Origin of the sequence: Stenotrophomonas nitritireducens (genome assembly GCF_050984405.1) — a bacterium.
In the GTDB taxonomy this organism is placed as follows: domain Bacteria; phylum Pseudomonadota; class Gammaproteobacteria; order Xanthomonadales; family Xanthomonadaceae; genus Stenotrophomonas; species Stenotrophomonas nitritireducens_B.
In genome coordinates this window covers 701,457-722,332 of sequence record NZ_CP158790.1, presented here as the reverse complement: position 1 = coordinate 722,332, position 20,876 = coordinate 701,457, and the positions used below count along the sequence as shown (strand labels likewise).

General features: G+C 71.7%; 18 protein-coding genes. 11 read left to right on the top strand and 7 right to left on the bottom strand.

Going from position 1 to position 20,876, the window contains the following annotated elements; translation table 11 throughout:
- Positions 1–19: 19 nt before the first annotated feature.
- Genes ABTV91_RS03015 through ABTV91_RS02985 form a run of 7 tightly spaced genes read left to right on the top strand, consistent with a single transcriptional unit; the run spans position 20 to position 7,196 of the window.
- Positions 20–862, top strand: a complete 843-nt coding sequence (locus ABTV91_RS03015; protein WP_433853156.1) for an ureidoglycolate lyase — start codon at positions 20–22, stop codon at positions 860–862.
- Complete coding sequence (locus ABTV91_RS03010; protein ID WP_433853155.1) at positions 859–2,181, top strand: L-fuconate dehydratase; 1,323 nt, start codon at positions 859–861, stop codon at positions 2,179–2,181. The genes ABTV91_RS03015 and ABTV91_RS03010 overlap by 4 nt, the downstream gene beginning before the upstream one ends.
- Positions 2,178–3,956, top strand: coding sequence for an alpha-L-fucosidase (locus tag ABTV91_RS03005; protein ID WP_433853154.1), 1,779 nt, complete (start codon positions 2,178–2,180; stop codon positions 3,954–3,956). Before ABTV91_RS03010 ends, ABTV91_RS03005 begins: the two co-directional genes overlap by 4 nt.
- Positions 3,953–4,810, top strand: coding sequence for an amidohydrolase family protein (locus ABTV91_RS03000; protein ID WP_433853153.1), 858 nt, complete (start codon positions 3,953–3,955; stop codon positions 4,808–4,810). Before ABTV91_RS03005 ends, ABTV91_RS03000 begins: the two co-directional genes overlap by 4 nt.
- The gene (locus ABTV91_RS02995; protein WP_433853152.1) at positions 4,810–5,586 is read left to right on the top strand and encodes an SDR family oxidoreductase; all 777 of its coding nucleotides are present in this window, start codon (positions 4,810–4,812) and stop codon (positions 5,584–5,586) included. The genes ABTV91_RS03000 and ABTV91_RS02995 overlap by 1 nt, the downstream gene beginning before the upstream one ends.
- Positions 5,587–5,597: 11 nt before the next feature.
- Positions 5,598–5,939: an L-rhamnose mutarotase gene (locus tag ABTV91_RS02990; RefSeq protein ID WP_433853151.1), complete on the top strand. Its 342-nt coding sequence runs from the start codon at positions 5,598–5,600 to the stop codon at positions 5,937–5,939.
- 24 nt (positions 5,940–5,963) lie between these two features.
- On the top strand, positions 5,964–7,196 hold the full coding sequence (locus tag ABTV91_RS02985; RefSeq protein WP_433853150.1) for a sugar MFS transporter: 1,233 nt from the start codon (positions 5,964–5,966) through the stop codon (positions 7,194–7,196).
- A gap of 58 nt (positions 7,197–7,254) precedes the next feature.
- Here the strand turns inward: ABTV91_RS02985 and ABTV91_RS02980 are convergent, their stop codons facing one another.
- Both ABTV91_RS02980 and ABTV91_RS02975 read right to left on the bottom strand, forming a co-directional pair.
- A complete protein-coding gene (locus ABTV91_RS02980) occupies positions 7,255–8,019 on the bottom strand; it encodes a FadR/GntR family transcriptional regulator (RefSeq protein ID WP_433853149.1) in 765 nt (254 codons plus the stop codon).
- 72 nt (positions 8,020–8,091) lie between these two features.
- Complete coding sequence (locus tag ABTV91_RS02975; protein WP_433853148.1) at positions 8,092–9,195, bottom strand: alkaline phosphatase family protein; 1,104 nt, start codon at positions 9,193–9,195, stop codon at positions 8,092–8,094.
- 98 nt (positions 9,196–9,293) lie between these two features.
- Between ABTV91_RS02975 and ABTV91_RS02970 the strand changes: the two genes are divergently transcribed.
- Positions 9,294–11,579 (top strand): family 20 glycosylhydrolase, encoded by a 2,286-nt coding sequence (locus ABTV91_RS02970; protein ID WP_433853147.1) that lies wholly within the window; start codon positions 9,294–9,296, stop codon positions 11,577–11,579.
- A 92-nt stretch (positions 11,580–11,671) separates the two neighbouring features.
- On the opposite strand, the gene ABTV91_RS02965 is transcribed toward ABTV91_RS02970, so the two are convergent.
- The 3 genes from ABTV91_RS02965 to tmk form a co-directional block, all read right to left on the bottom strand.
- On the bottom strand, positions 11,672–12,850 hold the full coding sequence (locus tag ABTV91_RS02965; protein ID WP_433853146.1) for an OmpA family protein: 1,179 nt from the start codon (positions 12,848–12,850) through the stop codon (positions 11,672–11,674).
- 139 nt (positions 12,851–12,989) lie between these two features.
- On the bottom strand, positions 12,990–13,970 hold the full coding sequence (rlmF, locus tag ABTV91_RS02960) for a 23S rRNA (adenine(1618)-N(6))-methyltransferase RlmF (RefSeq protein WP_433853145.1): 981 nt from the start codon (positions 13,968–13,970) through the stop codon (positions 12,990–12,992).
- Between the two features lie 29 nt (positions 13,971–13,999).
- Positions 14,000–14,653 carry a dTMP kinase gene (gene tmk, locus ABTV91_RS02955; protein ID WP_433853144.1) on the bottom strand — a complete coding sequence of 218 codons (654 nt, stop codon included), beginning with the start codon at positions 14,651–14,653 and terminating at the stop codon, positions 14,000–14,002.
- Between the two features lie 131 nt (positions 14,654–14,784).
- Here tmk and ABTV91_RS02950 point away from each other — a divergent pair, with 131 nt between their 5' ends.
- On the top strand, positions 14,785–15,237 hold the full coding sequence (locus tag ABTV91_RS02950; RefSeq protein ID WP_433853143.1) for a nuclear transport factor 2 family protein: 453 nt from the start codon (positions 14,785–14,787) through the stop codon (positions 15,235–15,237).
- A 150-nt stretch (positions 15,238–15,387) separates the two neighbouring features.
- Positions 15,388–16,596: a DUF3667 domain-containing protein gene (locus ABTV91_RS02945; RefSeq protein ID WP_433853142.1), complete on the top strand. Its 1,209-nt coding sequence runs from the start codon at positions 15,388–15,390 to the stop codon at positions 16,594–16,596.
- Positions 16,597–16,608: 12 nt separating this feature from the next.
- Here the strand turns inward: ABTV91_RS02945 and ABTV91_RS02940 are convergent, their stop codons facing one another.
- Together ABTV91_RS02940 and ABTV91_RS02935 are read right to left on the bottom strand one after the other, a co-directional pair.
- Complete coding sequence (locus ABTV91_RS02940) at positions 16,609–17,634, bottom strand: AI-2E family transporter (protein WP_433853141.1); 1,026 nt, start codon at positions 17,632–17,634, stop codon at positions 16,609–16,611.
- 120 nt (positions 17,635–17,754) lie between these two features.
- Entirely contained in the window at positions 17,755–18,189 is a 435-nt protein-coding gene (locus tag ABTV91_RS02935; protein ID WP_433853140.1) for a hypothetical protein, read from the bottom strand.
- 192 nt (positions 18,190–18,381) lie between these two features.
- On the opposite strand from ABTV91_RS02935, the gene ABTV91_RS02930 reads away from it, so the two are divergent.
- Positions 18,382–20,874 carry a DEAD/DEAH box helicase gene (locus ABTV91_RS02930; protein WP_433853139.1) on the top strand — a complete coding sequence of 831 codons (2,493 nt, stop codon included), beginning with the start codon at positions 18,382–18,384 and terminating at the stop codon, positions 20,872–20,874.
- Positions 20,875–20,876: the final 2 nt, after the last annotated feature.

The following is a 20,876-nucleotide window of genomic DNA, read 5'->3' as shown; positions in this document are numbered from 1 at the left end:
AAGGATCAAGGAACACACCATGAAACTGCTGCGCTACGGCCCGCACGGCGCGGAAAAGCCGGGACTGCTGGACGACGCGGGACAGCTGCGCGACCTGTCTGCGGTGGTGGCCGACATCGCCGGCGACACGCTCACCCCCGAAGGCCTGCAGCGCCTGCGTGCGCTGGACCCGGCGGCCCTGCCGCTGGTGCCGGGCACGCCGCGCATCGGCCCCTGCGTGGGCCGGGTCGGCAAGTTCGTATGCATCGGCCTGAACTATTCCGACCACGCCGCCGAGACCGGCGCGCAGGTGCCGGCCGAGCCGGTGGTGTTCAACAAGTGGACCAGCGCCATCTGCGGCCCGCACGACGACGTGCAGATCCCGCGCGGCTCGCGCAAGACCGACTGGGAAGTGGAGTTGGGCGTGGTGATCGGCCGCGGCGGGCGCTACATCGCCGAGGCCGACGCCATGGACCACGTGGCCGGCTACTGCGTGGTCAACGACGTCTCCGAGCGCGAGTTCCAGCTCGAGGGCACCGGCACCTGGGACAAGGGCAAGGGCTGCGACAGCTTCGGCCCGCTCGGGCCGTGGCTGGTCACCGCCGACGAGGTCCCCGACCCGCAGGCGCTGGACCTGTGGCTGGAAGTGGACGGCCACCGCTACCAGGACGGCAACACCCGCACCATGGTGTTCGCCGTCCCGTTCCTGGTGAGTTACCTGAGCCGCTTCATGAGCCTGCAGCCGGGCGACGTGATCTCCACCGGCACGCCGCCGGGCGTGGGCCTTGGGCAGAAGCCGCCGGTCTACCTGCGCGCCGGCCAGGTCATGCGCCTGGGCATCACCGGGCTGGGCGAACAGCGGCAGAAGGTGGTGCAGGCATGAACGCAGCCGCCGACGGCGTGCGCATCACCGGCCTGCGGGTCGAGGACCTCCGCTTCCCCACCTCGCGCCAGCTCGACGGCTCGGACGCGATGAACCCGGACCCGGACTATTCGGCCGCCTACGTGGTGCTGGAAACCAGCCGGCCGGGGCTGGAAGGCCACGGCCTGACCTTCACCATCGGCCGCGGCAACGAGGTGTGCTGCGCGGCGATCGAGGCGCTGCGGCACCTGGTCGTCGGCCTGCGGCTGGACTGGATCGCCGCGGACATGGGCCGCTTCTGGCGCCACGTCACCTCCGACAGCCAGCTGCGCTGGATCGGCCCGGACAAGGGCGCCATGCACCTGGCCACCGGCGCGGTGGTCAACGCCGTGTGGGACCTGTGGGCCAAGGCCGAGGGCAAGCCGGTGTGGCGGCTGGTGGCGGAGATGACGCCGGAAGAACTGGTGCGCTGCGTGGACTTTCGCTATCTCACCGACGCGATCACCCCCGACGAGGCGCTGGCCCTGCTGCGCGGGCGCCAGGCCGGCAAGGCCGGGCGCATCGCCACCCTCGAGCGCGAGGGCTACCCCTGCTACACCACCTCCGCCGGCTGGCTCGGCTACCCGGACGACAAGCTGCGCCGACTGTGCCAGGAAGCGGTGGACGCCGGGTTCGACCATGTGAAGCTCAAGGTCGGCCGCGACCTGCAGGACGACATCCGCCGCGTGCGCATCGCCCGCGAGGTGCTCGGCCCGCAGCGCCGGCTGATGATCGACGCCAACCAGATCTGGGACGTGGGCCAGGCCATCGACTGGGTGCGCGAGCTGGCGTTCGCGCAGCCGTGGTTCATCGAGGAACCCACCAGCCCCGACGACGTGGCCGGGCACCGCGCCATCCGCCAGGGCGTGGCGCCGGTGCAGGTCGCCACCGGCGAGATGTGCCAGAACCGGGTGATGTTCAAGCAGTTCATCGCCGGCGGCGCCATCGACGTGGTGCAGATCGACGCCTGCCGCGTCGGCGGCGTCAACGAGGTGCTGGCGATCCTGCTGCTGGCCGCCAAGTACGGCCTGCCGGTATGCCCGCACGCCGGCGGCGTGGGCCTGTGCGAATACGTGCAGCACCTGGCGATGATCGACTACGTGTGCATCGCCGGCACCCGCGAGGGCCGCGTGGTGGAATACGTGGACCACCTGCACGAGCACTTCCTGGACCCATGCACGATCCGCGACGCCGCCTACCTGCCGCCCGCCGCGCCGGGCTTCTCGATCACGATGAAGGCCGACAGCCGCCGGCAATACCGCTACCCGGACGGCAGCGCCCACCGCGGCGGTACCGCGTGACCCACGCCCGCCTCCGCCCCGCGGCCCTGGCCGCGCTGCTCGGCGCGGTGCTGCTGGCCGGCGGCGGTTGCCAGCGCGTCCCTCCCGCACCGCCGGTTGCCGGCGGCGCCGCGGCGGCAGACGCCACCGGGGCGGCCGCCGACAGCGCCGGACAGGCGCGGCTGGCGCGCTGGCAGGCGCTGGGTTACGGCATGTTCGTGCACTGGGGCCTGTACTCCGAACTCGGTGGTGAATGGCAGGGCAGGCCGGTCACGCAGGGTTATTCGGAACAGATCCAGGGCTGGGCCAAGATCGCGCCGGCCGACTACGCGGCGGTCGCCACGCGTTTCGCCGCGCCGGCCTTCGACGCCGACGCGATCTGCGCGCTGGCCCGCGATGCCGGCGCGCGCTACATCGTCGTCACCAGCAAGCACCACGACGGCTTCGCCATGTTCGACACGGCGAGCACCGACTACACCATCGTCAAGCGCACGCCGTTCGGCCGCGACCCGCTGAAGCTGCTGTCCAGCGCCTGCCGCAAGCTCGGCGTCGGCTTCGGCGTGTACTTCTCGCTGGTGGACTGGCACGCCGGCCACGAGACCGAGGTGCAGAACAACAGCAACCCGATCCCGGCGGCGATGGAGCCGCTGATCGAACAGCAGCTCACCGAGCTGATGACGAACTACGGGCCGATCACCGAGGTGTGGTTCGACATGGCCGCGCCCACCGCCGCGCAGAGCCGGCGCTTCGCGGCCATCGTGCGCCGGCTGCAGCCGGACGCGGCGATCAACGGCCGCATCTGGAACAACGCCGGTGACTTCGTGACCCTGGGCGACAACGAAGCGCCGCCGCCGGGCATGCAGCCGCCGTTCGAGGTGCCCGCCTCGATCTACCACGCCACCTGGGGCTACCGCCGCTGGCAGGCGCGCGACGACCTGCCCGGCAAGCTGCGCGAACTGGCCAACGGCCTGGCGCAGGCGCGCGCGGCCGGCGGCAACTACCTGCTCAACATCGGCCCGGAGGGCAGCGGCGCCATTGTGCCGTTCGAGGCCGACGTGCTGCGCGGCCTGGGCCAGTGGCTGCAGCGCCAGGGCAATGCCGCGCTGGACGCACGCCCCAGCGGCCTGCCGCCGCAGCCGTGGGGCAGCACCCTGGCCGATGCCGGCGGGCTGCATCTGTTCGTGCGCGACTGGCGCGGCGGCGACCTGGTGGTGCATGGCCTGGCCAGCGACCCGCGCGCGGTGCGCGTGGCCGGCAGCGACGCTCCGCCACTGGCCTGGCGCCGGCAGGGCGACGACGTGGTGATCGAACTGCCGGCGCAGGCGCCCGACCCGGTGCTGCCGGTGCTGCGCGTGGAACTGGACGGGCCGGCGCGCATCGTGCCGCCGGGTACCGTGGCGCTGTCGGCCGATGGCCGCGCCACCGTGCCGATGCAGGCCTGGCAGCCCGGCACCAGCTTCGCCTTCGGAAGCGGCTACCGCACCCAGCAGAGCACCACGGTATCGCTGCAGGCCGCGCTGCGCGCCCACGCGCCGCAGGCGGCGGCCTGGCTGCGCTTCGAAGGCGTGCAGGCGCCCCCGCAGCAGCGCTACCGCATCCGCGTCGGCGGGCAGCAGCGCGAGGTCGACGGCGCGACGCTGCGCGCGCAGGCCATCGGCCCGTTCGCATTGCCCGGCGCCGAAACCGGCGCCACCCCGATCCGCGTGGAACTGGCCGCACCGGCCTACCCGGCGCAGGACCTGGAACTGCACTTCGACGCGGCCACTGTCGCCCCGCGCGCGGACGCGGCGCCATGAGCCTGCGCATCGACGCCCACCAGCACTTCTGGCGCTACAGCGCGCAGGACTATCCGTGGATGGGCGCCGGCATGGACACGCTGCGCCGCGACCGCCTGCCGGACGAGGTACTGCCGCTGCTCGACGCCGCCGGCCTGGACGCCTGCATCGCCGTGCAGGCGCGCGCCAGCGAGGCCGAAAACGTCTTCCTGCTGGAACTGGCGCAGCGGTACCCGCGCATCGCCGCGGTGGTCGGCTGGGTCGATCTGTTCGCCGCCGATGCCGGCGAGCGGCTGGCGTACTGGCGCAGCCAGCCGCGTTTCGCCGGCGTGCGCCACCTGCTGCAGGACGACGCCGACGTGGCCGCGACCCTGGCCGACGCGCGTTTCGCCCGTGGCCTGCGCGCGCTGCAGGAACGGGCGCTTGTCTACGACATCCTGGTGCGCGGCCCGGCGCAGCTGGCGCCGGTGGCCGCGTTCTGCGCGCGCCACGACCGCCACTGGCTGGTGCTCGACCACCTCGGCAAGCCGGCCATCGGCGGCGACGGCGAGGACCAATGGCGGCGCCACCTGCGCGAGGTGGCCGCGCTGCCGCACGTGCTGTGCAAGGTGTCCGGCCTGGTCACCGAAGTGGCCGGCGCGCGGCTGGATGCCGATGCGATCCATCGCCACCTCGACGCGGCGCTGGACGCCTTCGGCGCGGACCGGCTGCTGTTCGGTTCGGACTGGCCGGTGTGCCTGCTGCGCGCCGACCATGCCGCCGTCACCGCGCTGGTGCGCGACTGGGCGGTGCGCCTTTCCAGCGACGAGCAGGCGCGACTGTGGGGCGACAATGCCGCACGCTGCTACGGCGTGCATTCCAAGGTGGACAACTGATGGACCTGCAACTGCGCGACAAGGTGGTGATCGTGACCGGCGGCGACGCCGGCATCGGCGGCGCGATCTCGCTGGCGCTGGCCGCCGAAGGCGCCATCCCGGTGGTGCTGGCGCGCGGCGCGCCGGAAGCCGGCTTCGCGCGACAGCTGCAGGCGCTGCAGCCGCGCGCGCGGTTCTTCCCGCTGGAACTGGCCGACAGCGACGCCTGCGCGGCGGCGGTGCGCGAGGTACTGGCCGAGTTCGGCGCGCTGCACGGCCTGGTCAACAACGCCGGGGTCAACGACGGCGTTGGCCTGGACGCGGGGCGCGCGGCCTTCGTCGCCTCGCTGGAACGCAACCTGATCCACTACTACGTGATGGCACACCTGTGCGTGGACGCGCTGAAGGCCGCGCGCGGCGCCATCGTCAACATCTCGTCCAAGACCGCGCTCACCGGCCAGGGCAATACCAGCGGCTACTGCGCGTCCAAGGGCGCGCAGCTGTCGCTGACCCGCGAATGGGCCGCGTCGCTGGCCGGCGACGGCGTGCGCGTGAACGCGGTGGTGCCCGCCGAGGTGATGACGCCGCTGTACCGCGCCTGGATCGCCGGCTTCGACGATCCCGACGCCAGGCTCGCCGACATCACCCGCCGCATCCCGCTGGAGCGGCGCATGACCCGCGACGACGAGATCGCCGACACCGTGCTGTTCCTGCTCTCGGCGCGCGCCTCGCACGTCACCGGGCAATGGCTGTTCGTGGACGGCGGCTACACCCACCTCGACCGCGCGCTGACCTGAGGAACCCGCCCATGCGCCACTGCCTCGCACTCGACCTGAAGGACGACCCGGCGCTGATCGCGCGGTACGAGGCGCACCACCGCGCGGTGTGGCCGGAGGTGCTGGCGCACCTGCGCGGGCACGGCGTGCGCGAACTGGAAATCTTCCGCCTGGGCACGCGCATGGTGATGGTGATGGATACCGACGATGCCGTGTTCGACGCCGCGCGCATGGCCGCGGCCGAAGCCGGCGACCCGCGCCTGCAGGCCTGGGAAGAACTGATGTGGACATTCCAGGCGGCCACGCCGTGGACGCCGGCCGGCGCCAAGTGGACGCCGCTGCAGTGCCTGTTCCGCCTTACCGACGCCGACTGACCCCGACCCGCAGGAGCCACCGCCATGCCCGCACTGCCCGGCACCGCCGCCCCGATCCCGCAAGACGCCGGTGCACGCCGCTACCGCCTGGCCTTCGTGCTGGTCACCAGCCTGTTCTTCCTGTGGGGGTTTTCCTACGGCCTGCTGGACGTGCTCAACAAGCATTTCCAGGAAGCGCTGGACATCACCCGCGCGCGCTCGGCGCTGCTGCAGGCCGCCTATTTCGGCGCCTATTTCCTGATGGCGCTGCCGGCCGCGCGGCTGATGGAGCGCCACGGCTACAAGACCGGCATCCTGCTCGGGCTGGGGCTGTTCGCGGCCGGCGCGCTGCTGTTCATCCCGGCCACTGCCGCCGGCGTGTTCGAGTACTTCCTGTTCGCCCTGTTCGTGATCGCCTGCGGGCTTGCCTGCCTGGAAACCGCGGCCAATCCCTATGCGACCGTGCTCGGCCCGGCGGAGAGTTCGGAACGCCGGCTCAACCTGGCGCAGTCGTTCAACGGCCTGGGCACCTTCATCGCGCCCTTCATCGGCGGCAAGCTGTTCTTCGGCGCCTCGACGTGGGGCATTTCCGGCAGCCACGGCGTGCAGCTGATCTACGTCGCCACCGCCATCGTGGTCATCGCCATCGCGGTGCTGGTGTGGCGCACGCGCATGCCGGAGGCGGCCGGCGAGGCGGACGCCGCCGCCGCGTCGGCCAGCCACGTGCCGCTGCTGGCGCAGCGCCATTTCGTATTGGCGGTGGTGGCGCAGTTCTTCTACGTCGCCGCGCAGGTGGGCGTGGGCGCGTTTTTCATCAACTACGCGGTCGACCACGTGGCGGGGCTGTCGTCCGAGCGCGCCGCCTACCTGCTCGCCGTGGCGCTGGGCTGCTTCCTGGCCGGGCGCTTCCTGACCACCGCGCTGATGGGCGCGGTGGCGCCGGCGCGGCTGCTCACCGTGTACGCGGTGATCAGCATCGTGCTGTGCGGCGTGGTCGTGGCCGGCCTGGGCAAGCTGTCGGTGGCCGCGCTGATCGCGCTGTTCTTCTTCATGTCGATGATGTTCCCCACCATCTTCGCGCTGGGCGTGAAGGGGCTGGGCGCGCAGACCAAGCGCGGCGCCAGCTTCATCATCATGGCCATCGTCGGCGGCGCCATCGTGCCGTGGTTCATGGGCCGCATCGCCGATGCGCGCGGCATCGAGAGCGCGTTCTGGGTGCCGGCGCTGTGCTTCGCGGTGGTTGCCGGTTACGGGCTGTACGCGCGGCCGCGGGCGTGAGCGCGCACGCGGTGCGGCGCGCGCCGTCCGCGGACGGACGCTGCCGGTGAACGCTCCGTCAGGCCTTGCCGCGCGAGAAGATGCGGATCACCGAATCCAGGTGCACGCGCATGGCCTTGCGCGCGGCCGCCGCGTCGCGCGCGCGGATCGCGTCGACGATGGCCTGGTGCTCGTTCTCCGAGCGGTGCGGCATGTCGTGCGGCGTGTAGAGATGCTGCAGGCGCTGGAACATGGCGCCGTAGCGGTGCCCGAGCAGGTGGCGGATCAGCAGCGAATAGGCCGGGTTGCCGCTGGCGTCGGCGATGCGTACGTGCAGCAGGCGGTCGCCCGGGTGCGTGGTGGAACCATGCAGGTTGTCGGCGATGTTCCGCTGCAGCGCGTCCTCGATGCCGGCGATCTCTTCGTCGGAGGCGTTCTCCGCGGCCAGCGCCGCCGCTTCCGGTTCCACCAGGCGGCGTGCGCTCAGCAGCGAGAACGGCGGGATCTCGGCGTCGAAATCGGCCACCACGCCCAGTTCCGGATCCAGCGTCCACGGGTTGAGCTGGCGCGCGCGGTCCAGCGCGCCGACGCTGGGCGTCGCCTCGCTCGGCTCCGGCCCCACCACGCTCACCCCATCGCCCACGCGCACGCGCACCAGGCCCAGCACTTCCAGCGCGATCAGCGCCTCGCGCAGCGAGGTGCGGCTGACGCCGAACTGCTGCGACAGTTCGCGTTCGGGCGGCAGGTAGCTGCCCGGCGGGTATTCGCCACGGTTGATCATGCCGCGCAGCTGGTCGGCGATCTGCTGGTAGAGGCGACGGTTCTGGATGCTCTTCACTGGCACGCGCGGGCTCCGCATCCGTTACGACTTCCTAGACGGGGACATGCGGGAAGTATAGGCCAGCGCGCGCGCCGCTCAGGGCCTGCGCAGCGTTTCCTGCACCGGCGCGCCGGCCTTCGGTTCCATGCGGCGGAAGTCCAGGCCGAACAGCGCGGCGATGCTGGCGGCGATCTGTCCCTGGCGCAGTTCCGGCGCCTGCCGCAGTTCGCCGCGCCGCGCCTGGCCAGGGCCGGCCATCGCCAGCCACACGTCCTGCGCGCCTTCCACCCGCGGCCCATGGTCGCTCCAGTCGCGCACGGTGCGGCCGCGGCCGTGGTCGGTGGCGATCACCAGCACGGTGTTGTCGCGGTAGTCCGGCTGCGACTGCAGCCACTGCCACAGCGCCTGCAGGAAGCGGTCGGCCAGCGCCAGGCCTTCGAGCGTGTCGATGTAGCGGCCGGCGTGCGCCCATTCGTCGGTATCGCCCAGGCCCACGTAGAGCAGGCGCGGGCGCTCGCGTTCCAGGTAGCGCAGCGCGAACGCGGCGGTGAAGGCATCGAAGCGCTCGTGGCGCCAGGTGCGCGCCTGCGCCTGGATCGCGTCGAGCCGCTGGATGCCCGGGTCGCTGTCAACGAACGGCATGAAGCCGGCGTTGACGGTGATGCTGCCGCGCGTGTGTTCGGGTATGCCGATGAAGCGGTCCCACGAGCCGAACGCGGCGACCCTGGCGCGCGGCAGGCGCAGCTGTTCGCGCACGAACTCCAGCACCGTCGGATACGGGCTCTGGATGGCGGCGTTGCTGGTGACGCTGTCGTCGCGCGGCACGCCGGTCAGCAGTTCGGCGTAGCCGGGATAGGAGAAGCGCATGCGGTTGCCGAGCTGCACGCGGCTGCCCAGCGCGGCGTTGCCGGCGATCCAGCCGTGCTCGCGCATCAGCGTGCCCCAGAAGAAAGGCATCAGCCGCTCGCGCCGCTGCGCGGCGCTGTCGCCGCGGTAGCGATCGAACTGGCCGGCGTCCTCGCCCTCTTCGCCGGCCGCGCGCGCGATCTCCGCGTCCATGCCGCCGAAGATCTCCTGCACGCGCACGCCGTCCAGCGTCACCACCACCACGTTCGGTTCGCGCGGCGCCGCGTCCGCGCAGGCGCCGGCCAGGCCCAGCAGCAGCACGGCCAGGCCGCGCAGGATCGTCGTCGTTTCCATCATCCGCTCCGCATGTCCCCGCCCATCGTCCGCCCGATCATGTCGGCGCGCGCGGGAAATCGCCACCTTTCCATGTCCCTTCTCCCCCGGAGACCCGCATGCCCCTGAACGCTCCCCGCTCGCTGCTGCTCGCCTTCGCTTTGGGCTGGCCGGCGTTTTCACCGGCCGCGACGCACGCCACGCCTTCGGTAGTGCCCCTGCCCACGCGGCTCGACGTGCAGCCCGGCCGCTATCGCCCCGGCGCCACGCTGCGCATCGCCACGCAGGGCGACCCGGCGCGCCTGGACGCGCTGCGCGCGCTGGCCGGCGACATCCTGCAGGCGGCGTGGCAGCGCCCGCTGGCGCCGGCCGGCAGCCGCGCGCCGGCCGACCTCACCCTGGTGCTGGACGCGGAGGCCAGCGCCAACCCCGAGGCCTACACCCTGCGCGTGGACGAACGAGGCATCCACCTGCGCGCGGCCAACGACGCCGGCCTGTTCCATGGCCTGCAGACCCTGCGCCAGCTGCTGGACGACGGCGGCGACGGCATCGCCCATGTCGCCATCGACGACGCGCCGCGCTTCGCCTGGCGCGGCCTGCACCTGGACGTGGCACGGCACCTGTTCCCGATGGACTACATCAAGCGCCAGCTCGAGCTGATGGCGCGCTACAAGTTCAACGTGCTGCACTGGCACCTCACCGACGATCAGGGCTGGCGGCTGGAGATCAAGCGCTACCCGAAGCTCACCGAAGTCGGCGCATGGCGCGCGCAGACCGCGCTGTACCGGCGCGACGGCCGCATCGAGTACGACGGCACGCGCTACGGCGGCTTCTACACCCAGGCGCAGGCGCGCGAGATCGTCGAGTACGCACGCCGGCTGCACATCACCGTGGTGCCGGAGATCGAGATGCCCGGCCATACCGTGGCCGTGCAGGCCGCCTACCCGGAGCTGGCGTGCACGCCGGGGCCGTTCCAGGTGCGGGTGGACTGGGGCGTGGACGACAACGTGGTGTGCCCGGGCGAACCCACCTTCGCCTTCATCGAGAATGTCCTCGACGAGGTGATGGCGATCTTCCCCTCCGAGTACATCCACCTCGGCGGCGACGAGGCACCAATCGTGCGCTGGCAGCAGAGCCCGCTGGCGCAGGAGATCATCCGCCGCGAGGGGCTGAAGGACGAACACGCGCTGCAGGGCTGGTTCATGCGCCGGGTGGAGCGCTACCTGCAACAGCACGGCCGGCGCATGCTGGCCTGGGACGAAATGCTCGCCGGCGACCCGGCCAAGAGCACCACCATCATGGCCTGGCGCAGCATCGGCGAGGGCATCGAGGCGGCGCGGCGCGGCCACGACGTGGTGATGACGCCGGTGTCGTACTCCTACTTCGACTACTGCCAGTCGCGCGCGGCCGACGAACCGTACTGCCCGCAGTACCTGCCGCTGCGGCAGGTGTACGCCTTCGAGCCGGTGCCGGCGCAGCTCACCCCGGCGCAGGCCGCGCACGTGCGTGGCGGCCAGGCCAACCTGTGGACCGAGCACATCCGCACGCCGCAGGCCGCCGAGTACATGCTGTGGCCGCGCGCGCTGGCGATGAGCGAGGTGCTGTGGTCGGCGCGCGAACGCCGCGACTGGGACGGTTTCGCCGCGCGGCTGGGGCCGCAGCTGGCCGCGCTGGGCCGCCTGGAGGTCAACTACCGCGTGCCCGAGGTGCTGGGGCTGGACGGCGACGTGCTGACGCTGGCGCCCACGGCCACGCTGGCGCTGCGCTCGCCGCTGGACGATGCCGCCATCGTCGTCACCACCGACGGCAGCGAGCCCACGGCGGACTCGCCGCGCTACACCGGCCCGCTGGTGCTGGACCTGGGCACGGCGCCGGTGCAGGTGGCGGCGCGGCTGCTCACCGCCGACGGGCGGCTGGGGCCGACGATGCGCGCCGGCTACGCGCGGACCACCCTGCAACCCGCGCCGGCAGCATCGGCCGACGCGCGCCGGCCCGGCCTGCAGCGCGACTACTTCGAGGCGCCGGTACAGAAGACCGACGAGCTGCCCGGCATGCGCCCGACGCGCTCGGATACCACCGACGTCATCGACCTGCCGGAGTTCAGCCGGCAGGAACGGTTCGGCCTGCGCTATCGCGGTGTCGTGCGCGTGCCCGCCGATGGCGTCTACCGGTTCTCGCTGGCCTCGGACGACGGCGCGCGCCTGCTGCTCGACGGCACCCTGCTGGTCGACCGCGACGGCCCGCAGTCGCCGGGCACCACCCACGGCAGCCGCGCGCTGGCGCGCGGCGCGCACGCCTTCGAGCTGCGTTATTTCCAGGGCGGCGGCGACCGCGTGCTCGAGCTGCAGGTCAGCGTCGACGGCGGCGCGCCGATGCCGGTGCCGGCGACGTGGTGGGCGCACTGAGCGACCCGGCCGTTACCGGTGCCGGGTCCGCTCCCTGAATCCGGCGTCCTTCGTGCGGGCTCCGCATTCCCGGGCCCGCGCCCGGTTCCCGCTCAGGTCCGCACGAAGATTTCCACGCGGCGGTTGAGCTGGCGGCCGCCGGGGTTGTCCCGGCCGTCAACCTCGTTGGGCGCCACCGGTTGCGACTCGCCGTAACCGCGCGCGCTGGCGTCCTGCGCCACGCCGCGCTGGCGCAGCGCCGCCACCACCGCCTGCGCGCGGCGTTCGGACAGGTCCTGGTTGTAGCTGTCGCTGCCCTTGGCGTCGGTATGGCCGCGGATTTCCATGGCGCGCGAGGGCACCTTCTGCAGCGCGGTGGCCAGCGCGTCCAGCACCTTGCCCGCGTCGTCGCGCACCTGCGCCTTGTCGAAGTCGAACAGCACCCTGTCGTTGAGGGTGACGACGAAGCCGCACGGCGCGCCGGAGGGTTTGAACTTGTCCAGCGGCGGGAAGCGCCCGGCCGGCGGCAGCGGCGGCAACGGCGCCATGCGCACTTCGCGCGCGATCGCGCCCACGGTGCCGGTGCCGTCGCCGCGGTTCTCGACGATGCCCTCGGGCCCGCCGATCCAGCGCCCCGAACCGTCGGCACGCACCTCGATGCTGCCTTCCCCGCCGATCCAGCGGCCCGAGCCGTCGCCGTGGTTCTCGATGTTGCCGAAGTCGCCCACCCACATGCCGCCGCCCTTGCCGTCCAGCTCGATATGGCCGGACTCGCCGACATAGGTGCCCGAGCCGTCGGCGCGCACCTCGAACGTGCCGGCGCTGTTGACGATGCTGCCGCTGCCATCGGGATTGACCCGCACCACGTCGGCGTCGGTCACCGCCAGGCCGCTGCCGTCGGCGGCCACTTCGAACACGCCCTCGCTGCCGATGCGGCGCAGGTTGCCGGCGCCGTCGACGTTGGTGAAGCCGCTCTCGTTGACCAGCGCGCCGTCGGTGGCGCAGTTGGCCGGGCGCACGCTGATGCCGGCCACCGGGTCGATCAGCGCCTGCATCGAGGCTTCCAGCTGCCGCTGCGCCGGGCCGCTGCCGACGATGCTCGGCACCATGATCGGCGGGATCGCCGGGAACTCGAAGCCGGCGTCGGTCGACGCGCCGTCGTCCTGCTCCGCCGCGGTGGCCCCGGTGGCTGGTGCCGCCGCGTCCTGCTGCGTGGATGCCTGCGGCGATGGCGGGCTGCACGCCGACGCCAGCAGGGTCAGGCAGGCCAGCGACAGGGTCTTCTTGCGCATGCGGCAACTCCTCAGGAGGGAGCCGCACTGTCGGCGATGGCGCGTTCAGGCACCGTGACCGGGCCGGCCGGTGGCCGTGGCCAGAATCCGCCGGAACGATCCGATCCATGCGCAGCCGATGCGCTGGCGCCGCCGCCTCCTATCCCACCCACCACTGGCGCCTGCGCGTGGCGGCATGGAAGGTCCAGGCGATGAAGCGGCTCTGCTTGTTGCCCTGGGCCATCGGCACTTCGCGCACCTCGGCGACGCCGGCCTTGGCGAGTTGTTTATGAAGCTCGGGCAGGTGTTCGCGTTTGGCGACCAGCGAGCTGAACCACATCACCTGCGCCTGCACGGCCACGCTCTCGCGGATCATCCGCCGCAGGAACGACGCTTCGCCGCCGGTGCACCACAGCTCGCTGGCCTGTCCGCCGAAGTTCAGCAGCGGCGGCCTGCCGCGCGGCGCCGCCTTGTCGCCGCCGAGATTGCGCAGCTTGCGCTGGCTGCCCTGCACGGCCTCCCTGGCCGACGCGTGGAACGGCGGGTTGCACAGGGTCAGGTGGAAGCGGTCCTGCGGCTGCACCACGCCGGCGAACAGGCTGCCGCGCGCGTGCTGCCGGCGCAGTTCGATCGCCTGTTCCAGGCCATTGGCGCGGACATTGGCGCCGGCGCACTGCAACGCGGCCGGCTCGATGTCGCTGCCGACGAACCGCCAGCCGTACTCGGCATGTCCCAGCAGCGGGTAGATGCAGTTGGCGCCGACGCCGATGTCCAGCGCGCGCACGTGCGGCCCGCGTGGAACCGCACCGTCGCCGTCCGCCGCCAGCAGGTCGGCCAAGCCGTGCAGGTAGTCCGCGCGGCCCGGTACCGGCGGGCACAGGTAGCCGTCGGGGATCGTCCAGTGGGCGATGCCGTAATCGCTGGCGAGCAGCGCGCGGTTGAGTTCGCGCACCGCCGTCGGGTCGTTGAAATCCAGGCTCTGCCCGCCGCCGGGCGTGCGCACCAGATGGGCGCGCAGCGGCGGGTGGACCGCGACCAGCCGATCCAGGTCATAGCGGCCCTGGTGGCGGTTGCGCGGGTGCAGGGCGGCGGTCGTCGCGGCGGGACGTTGCCGGGCCGGGCGCGGAGGGGACGACGGCATGCGGGGTCGGCCGGAGGCAGCCGCCACGGCTACGCCTGGAGGCGCCGCAGCAGCGGGGAGGCGTCCATGCCGGGGCGCCGGGCCAGTGCGGCCACGACCGCCGCGCGGGCGGCCTGCAATACCTCGGCCTCGTTGCGGCTGGCGTCGATCACCTGTTTGTCGGGCAGTTCCAGCTGCTGGAAGATCGCCCGGCAGCGCTCCAGGTTCTGCGCCGTCTCGAAATGGTTGGGCACGTCGCCGCGGGCGCGGATGCGCGCCAACCCGGTGGCCGGCGGCAGGTCCAGCAGCAGCAGCAGGTGCGGGCGCGGCGCGAAGGCGTTGAGCTGCAGCAGTTCGTCCACCGGCAGCCCGGCCGCGCCCTGGTAGGCCACCATCGACGGGAAATAGCGGTCCAGGATCACCACCTCGCCGCGCTCCAGCGCCGGCGCCACTCGTTCCTCGACATGCTGGCGGCGGTCGCGCAGCAGCAGGTCCACTTCTTCCTCCGGGCTCAGCCGGCCGGTCGCGGCCGAGGCCCGCAACTGCGTGCCCCACGGCCCGTCGGTCGGCTCCTTGCTCAGCACCACCCCGGCGCCCGCCTGTTCCAGCGCATCGGCCAGCCCCCGCGCCAGCGTGGACTTGCCGGCACCGTCGATGCCCTCGATGGCGATCAACAGGCCGCCGGGAATGTGCTCTTTCGTCATCGCGGTACTTTAGCCCAAGCGATCCGGCGCACCCACCCTGCCTCCCGCCGGGCCAGCAGCCGATGACTACCGGCCCATGGCCGCCGGCGCGCCGGGCCGGCACACTGCCGCGACCACGAGAGGAAACCACCATGCCGCCCGCCGCACTGCGTTCGTTCGTCCTGGGAATGCTGTGGGTCGCCGGCAACGCCTTCGCGGCGCCGCCGGACGCGGCCACGCTGCAGGCCATCGAGGCCACCGCCTACGACTACATGGACGGGCAGCTGGAGGGCGACCCGGCGCGGGTGGCGCGGGCGCTTCACCCCGACCTGGCCAAGCGCAACATCGTGGCGAACCCGGACGAGACCCTCGGACTGGGGCGCATGACCTCGGACGAGCTGATCCGCTTCACCCGCGAAGGCGCGCTGAAGACCCCGCGCGACCAGTGGCAGCGCACGGTGACGGTGCTGCAGGTGGACGAGGACATCGCCACGGTACGGCTGGAAAGCCCCTGGTTCATCGATCACCTGCAGATGGGCCGCTTCGACGGCCGCTGGGTGATCGTCAACGCGCTCTGGCACCGCAAGGTCAGTCCGCGCGGCTGAGTCCGTCGGCGCCGCGCAGCGACGCCTGCCTGCGCTGGTTTGCGCGGCATCGCCACCGCGATCTGGCGCCCCGCGCATAAATCAATGCTGAACAATGCCGGCAAACACGGCTATCGTATGCCGCTCCCGTGAGCCGCTGCCGTCATTCACATGAGCCAGAACGACGCTTTGCCCGCTGCCCCGCCTCCGGTCGCCGTCGAGCAGGCCGCGCCCGCGCATGGCGCCTGCGGGAACTGCCAGGCCGCGCTGCACGGCCACTACTGCCACCACTGCGGGCAGTCGGCGCACAACCCGCTCAAGCACGTGGGCCATGCGATCGAGGAAGTGTTCGAGTCGTTCTGGCACCTGGACGGGCGCATCTTCCGCACCCTGCGCGACCTGCTGGTGCCGGGCCGGGTGGCGCTCAACTATCTCAACGGCCAGCGCGTGGGCTACGTGCAGCCGCTGCGGCTGTTCGTGATCCTCACGCTTTTCACCTTCTTCGTCGGCAAGCTGACCCTGCATGCGGACGACCTCGATACCAGCGGCGGCCGGAACAACGTGTTCGCGAGCGCGCAGACCGAGACCGAGGTGGAGACCCTGCGCACGGCGCGGCTCGCGGAGCTGGAACGCGACCTGGGCGACGCGCCGCAGAACGTGACCGGCTTCGCCATCGCCACGGCCGCGATCAACGCCGCCGCGGCGCAGCGCCTGCTCGAGCTCGGCAAACAGGCCGCGCCGCCGGAAAAGGACGCCGCCGATTCGACCATGGCGCGTGCCGCCCAGGCCGCCGTGCGCGCCACCGGGCGGCATAGCGACGGTGTCTTCAACTACACCATCGGCGGCAAGCCCTGGGACCCGGAAACCAATCCGGTCGTGTTCGCCGGCTGGCCGCAGTTCGTCAACACCTGGTTCAACCGCCGCCTGGACAACACCCGCGCCAACATCGAGCGCATGGGCGGCAAGACCGACCTGTACGTGCAGGCCTTCCTCACCGCCCTGCCCGGCGCGCTGTTCATCCTGATGCCGGTGTTCGCCCTGGTGCTGCGCACGGCCTACCTCGGCCGCCGCACCGGCTACCTGGAGCACCTGGTGGTGGCGCTGTACAGCCATGCGTGGCTGATGCTGGTGCTGCTGGCGACGTTCCTGACGATCGGCATCACCGGCGCCATCGGCCATCCCGTCGCCAACGTCGTCGGCGACTGCGTCTACGTGGCGCTGTGGGTGGCGATCCCGGTCTACCTGCTGTGGATGCAGCAGCGCGTCTACGGCGGGCGCTGGTGGGCGACGCTGGCGCGCTACCTGTTCATCGGCATGCTCTATTCCGGGCTGGTGGTGCTGGTGGTGATGTACGCGGCGCTGGCGGGCGTGTCGTCCTGAGCGACACCCCGCTCAGACCCAGCCCTGGTCCACCAGTTCGCGCTTGACGTAGGCGTAGAACACCGGCGCGGCGACCAGGCCGGACAGGCCGAACGCCGCTTCCATCACCAGCATCGCCAGCAGCAGTTCCCAGGCGTGGGCGCGGATCTCGCCGCCGACGATGCGCGCGTTGAGAAAGTACTCCAGCTTGTGGATCACCACCAGGAACAGCAGCGCGGCCACGGCGACGTAGAACGACACCGACAGCGCCACGATGGTGATCACGGTGTTGGAGATGACGTTGCCCACCACCGGCAGCAGGCCGGCGAGAAAGGTGATCAGCACCAGGGTCTTGGCCAGCGGCAGGTGCATGCCCAGCAGCGGCAGCACGCCAAGCAGGAAGATCGCCGTGAACAGCGTGTTGAGCAGCGAGATCTTGACCTGCGCGAACACCACCTGGCGGAACGCGGTGGCCAGGCGGCTGGTGCGGCCCACCAGCTCCCGCGCCAGCGGGCCCATCTGCGGCAGCGGCAGTTCGTCGTACAGCGCGATCATCGCGCCCAGCACCATGCCGATCAGCACGCGCACGCTGATCTGCACCGCCGAAGTGCCGGCCACGCCGAGCTGGCGGCGATGCTCGGCCACCCATTCGTTCACCCCGGCGCGCAGCGCCTGCATGTCCTCGGGGATATAGGGCTGCAGCAGCGCCGGCACCTGGTGGCGGGAGGTGTTGAGGATTTCCATCAGCCGCGCCAACAGCGCGTCCGGGCCGCCGGTCTCGTTGCGGAAGAAGGAAGCCACCGCGACGATCGCCAGGCTCAGCAGGCCGACCACCGCCACCGACAGCACCACCACCGCGATCGCCCGCGCCCGGCCCGGGGGCAGCCTGCCTTCGACGGTGGAGGCCAGCACGTGGCTGAGGTGGAACACCAGCAGGCCGGACAGCAGGGTCACCACCAGCCCCAGTTCCAGCACCGCCCACATGCCCAGCAGCATCAGCACCCAGGCGGCGATGCGCGACGGCGGCGTCGCTTGTTTCAGGGGGAGGAGGTCGATCACGGCGGCGGGTCCGTCGAAGATGCGCCATGGTAGGCGATCGTGCTGCCGCCGGCCGTGCCGATGCAGGGCTTCGAGCATGCGAAGACCCGTGCGGAGAAGGCCGTCGCTCCGGTCGTGCCCTCAATCGCCGGGCGGCGCCACGCAGCCTTCCTGCTGCGCGCAGAACCGCAGCGCGCGGCGCCGCTGTTCCTCGCTCAGTTCCGGTGGCGGGCGGGCGACGGCGGACTGGATCTGGTCGCGGCCGCCGCTCAGTTTGTGCAGGCCCCTGGCCGCGGCCTGCAGGCCGTAGTTGATGCCCATCATCAGGTAGCCGCCGCTCAGGCTGACCTGCTCGGGCGTGGGCGGCTCGCTCCACGAGCGGCTGAACCGGTTGGATTCGACCTTCACCGGATTGCGGAAGCGGTACAGGTCCAGCGGCTGGTCGTCCTCGGGCTTGAGCGCGCGCACTTCCTCCAAGGTCCTCACCCCTTCGGCCGGCGGCGCGGCATCCACGGCGGGCGCGGGCTCCTCGACGGGCGCGGCCTGCTGCGCCTGCGCGGCACCTGCCAGCGCCATGCACGCCACCACCGCTGCGAACCGCCAACGCCTTGCCACCGTTCATGTCCCTGCGGGTTTACGAAGGCGGCAGCATACGGATGCCGCCTTCAGATTCCGTTCGCGGCCGCGGCGGGCGTTCAGCCTGCGCCGGGTCTCACAGGCTGAGACGGCGGTGTGCTTCCATGCCGTCCTTTGATCGGCAGCACCGGCATGGCGTTTTCCCTCGCTCCCCGCACCGAAGCCAGCGAACGGGCGCTGGCGACCACCGACGGCCTGCCCTCGCGCGACGGCGCGCTGCTCGGCCAGCGGCTGGCCCGGCGCTACGGCGACCGCGTCACCGGCAGTTTCACGATCCCCGGGCGCGAGGGCAGCTACGCACCGATCCCCGACGACGTGCCCGACGCGCTGAAGGCCGCGCTCAAGGCACGCGGCATCAAGCAGCTGTACTCGCACCAGGCCGAGGCCTGGAACGCCACCCAGCGCGGCGAGCACGTGGCCATCGTCACCCCTACCGCCTCGGGCAAGTCGCTGTGCTACACGCTGCCGGTAGTGAGCGCGGCCATGCAGGGCAACGCCAAGGCGCTGTACCTGTTCCCGACCAAGGCGCTGGCGCAGGACCAGGTGGCCGAGCTGCTGGAGCTCAACCGCGCCGGCGACCTCGGCGTGAAGGCCTTCACCTTCGACGGCGACACCCCGGGCGACGCGCGCCAGGCGATCCGCCTGCACGGCGACATCGTGGTCAGCAATCCGGACATGCTGCACCAGGCGATCCTGCCGCATCACACCAAGTGGGCGCAGTTCTTCGAGAACCTACGCTACGTGGTGATCGACGAGATCCACACCTACCGCGGCGTGTTCGGCAGCCACGTCACCAACGTGATCCGCCGGCTCAAGCGCATCTGCGCGTTCTACGGCGTGCAACCGCAGTTCATCCTGTGCTCGGCCACCATCGGCAACCCGCATGCGCACGCCGAGGCGCTGGTCGAGGAACAGGTACATGCGATCACCGAATCCGGCGCGCCCACCGGGCCGAAGCACGTGCTGCTGTGGAACCCGCCGGTGGTCAACCCGGACCTGGGGCTGCGCGCCTCGGCGCGCTCGCAGGCCAACCGCATCGCCCGCATCGCGATCAAGAGCGGGCTGAAGACGCTGGTGTTCGCGCAGACGCGGTTGATGGTCGAGGTGCTGACCAAGTACCTGAAGGACATCTTCGACAACGACCCGCGCAAGCCGGCGCGCATCCGCGCCTACCGCGGCGGCTACCTGCCCACCGAGCGCCGCGAGGTGGAACGCGCCATGCGGGCGGGCGACATCGACGGCATCGTCAGCACCTCGGCGCTGGAGCTGGGCGTGGATATCGGCGCGCTCGACGTGGTGGTGCTCAACGGCTACCCCGGCAGCGTCGCGGCGACCTGGCAGCGCTTCGGCCGCGCCGGCCGCCGCCAGCAGGCCGCGCTAGGGGTGATGGTCGCCAGCAGCCAGCCGCTGGACCAGTACGTGGTGCGGCACCCGGATTTCTTCGCCAACGCCACGCCCGAGCACGCGCGCATCGCGCCGGACCAGCCGCTGATCCTGTTCGACCACATCCGCTGCGCGGCCTTCGAGCTGCCGTTCATGAGCGGCGAGCCGTTCGGCCCGATCGACCCGCTGGTGTTCCTGGAAGCGCTGGCCGAAACCGGCGTGGTGCACCAGGAAGGCGACCGCTGGGAGTGGATCGCCGACAGCTACCCGGCCAACGCGGTGAGCCTGCGCGCGGTGGCCGACGGCAACTTCGTGGTGGTGGACCGCAGCGACGGCAAGCAGCAGATCATCGCCGAGGTCGATTACTCGGCCGCCGCGCTGACCCTGTACGAAGGCGCGATCCACATGGTGCAGAGCACGCCCTACCAGGTGGAGCGGCTGGACTGGGACGGGCGCAAGGCCTACGTCACCCGCACCCACGTGGACTACTACACCGACAGCATCGACTTCACCAAGCTCAAGGTGCTGGATCGCTTCGACGGCAACGGCGCCGGGCGCGGCGATGCGCACCACGGCGAGGTGCACGTGGTGCGGCGCGTGGCCGGCTACAAGAAGATCCGCTACTACACCCACGAGAACATCGGCTACGGCCCGGTCAACCTGCCCGACCAGGAGCTGCACACCACCGCGGTGTGGTGGCAGCTGCCGCAGGCCACGCTGCTGCGCAGCTTCGCGCAGAAGCAGGATGCGCTGGATGGTTTCCTCGGCGCGGCGTATGCGCTGCACATCGTCGCCACCGTGGCGGTGATGGCCGACGCGCGCGACCTGCAGAAGGCGGTGGGCAACGGCGACGGCGCGTGGTTCGCGGTGGCCGACCAGGCCGGCCGCGGCCAGCTGCGCGGCAACGAGGGCGGCGAAGGCGCGGTGGAACTGATGCAGAGCTTCGTGCCCACCGTGTACCTGTTCGACAACTTCCCCGGCGGCGTGGGCCTGAGCGAGCCGCTGTGGCTGCGCCAGGGCGAGCTGGTGCAGCGCGCGCTCGAACTGGTGGAGCGCTGCGACTGCAGCGCCGGCTGCCCGGCCTGCGTCGGCCCGGTGCTGGCCGCGCAGGAAGAAGGCCAGGGCGAAACGCCGCGCTCACTGGCGCTGCGGGTGTTGTCGCTGCTGTCCGACGAGCGTTGCGACCAGGTGCCGGCGGTCATGGCCGACGAAGCGGACGTGGCCCTCGACCTGCTGCCATGAGC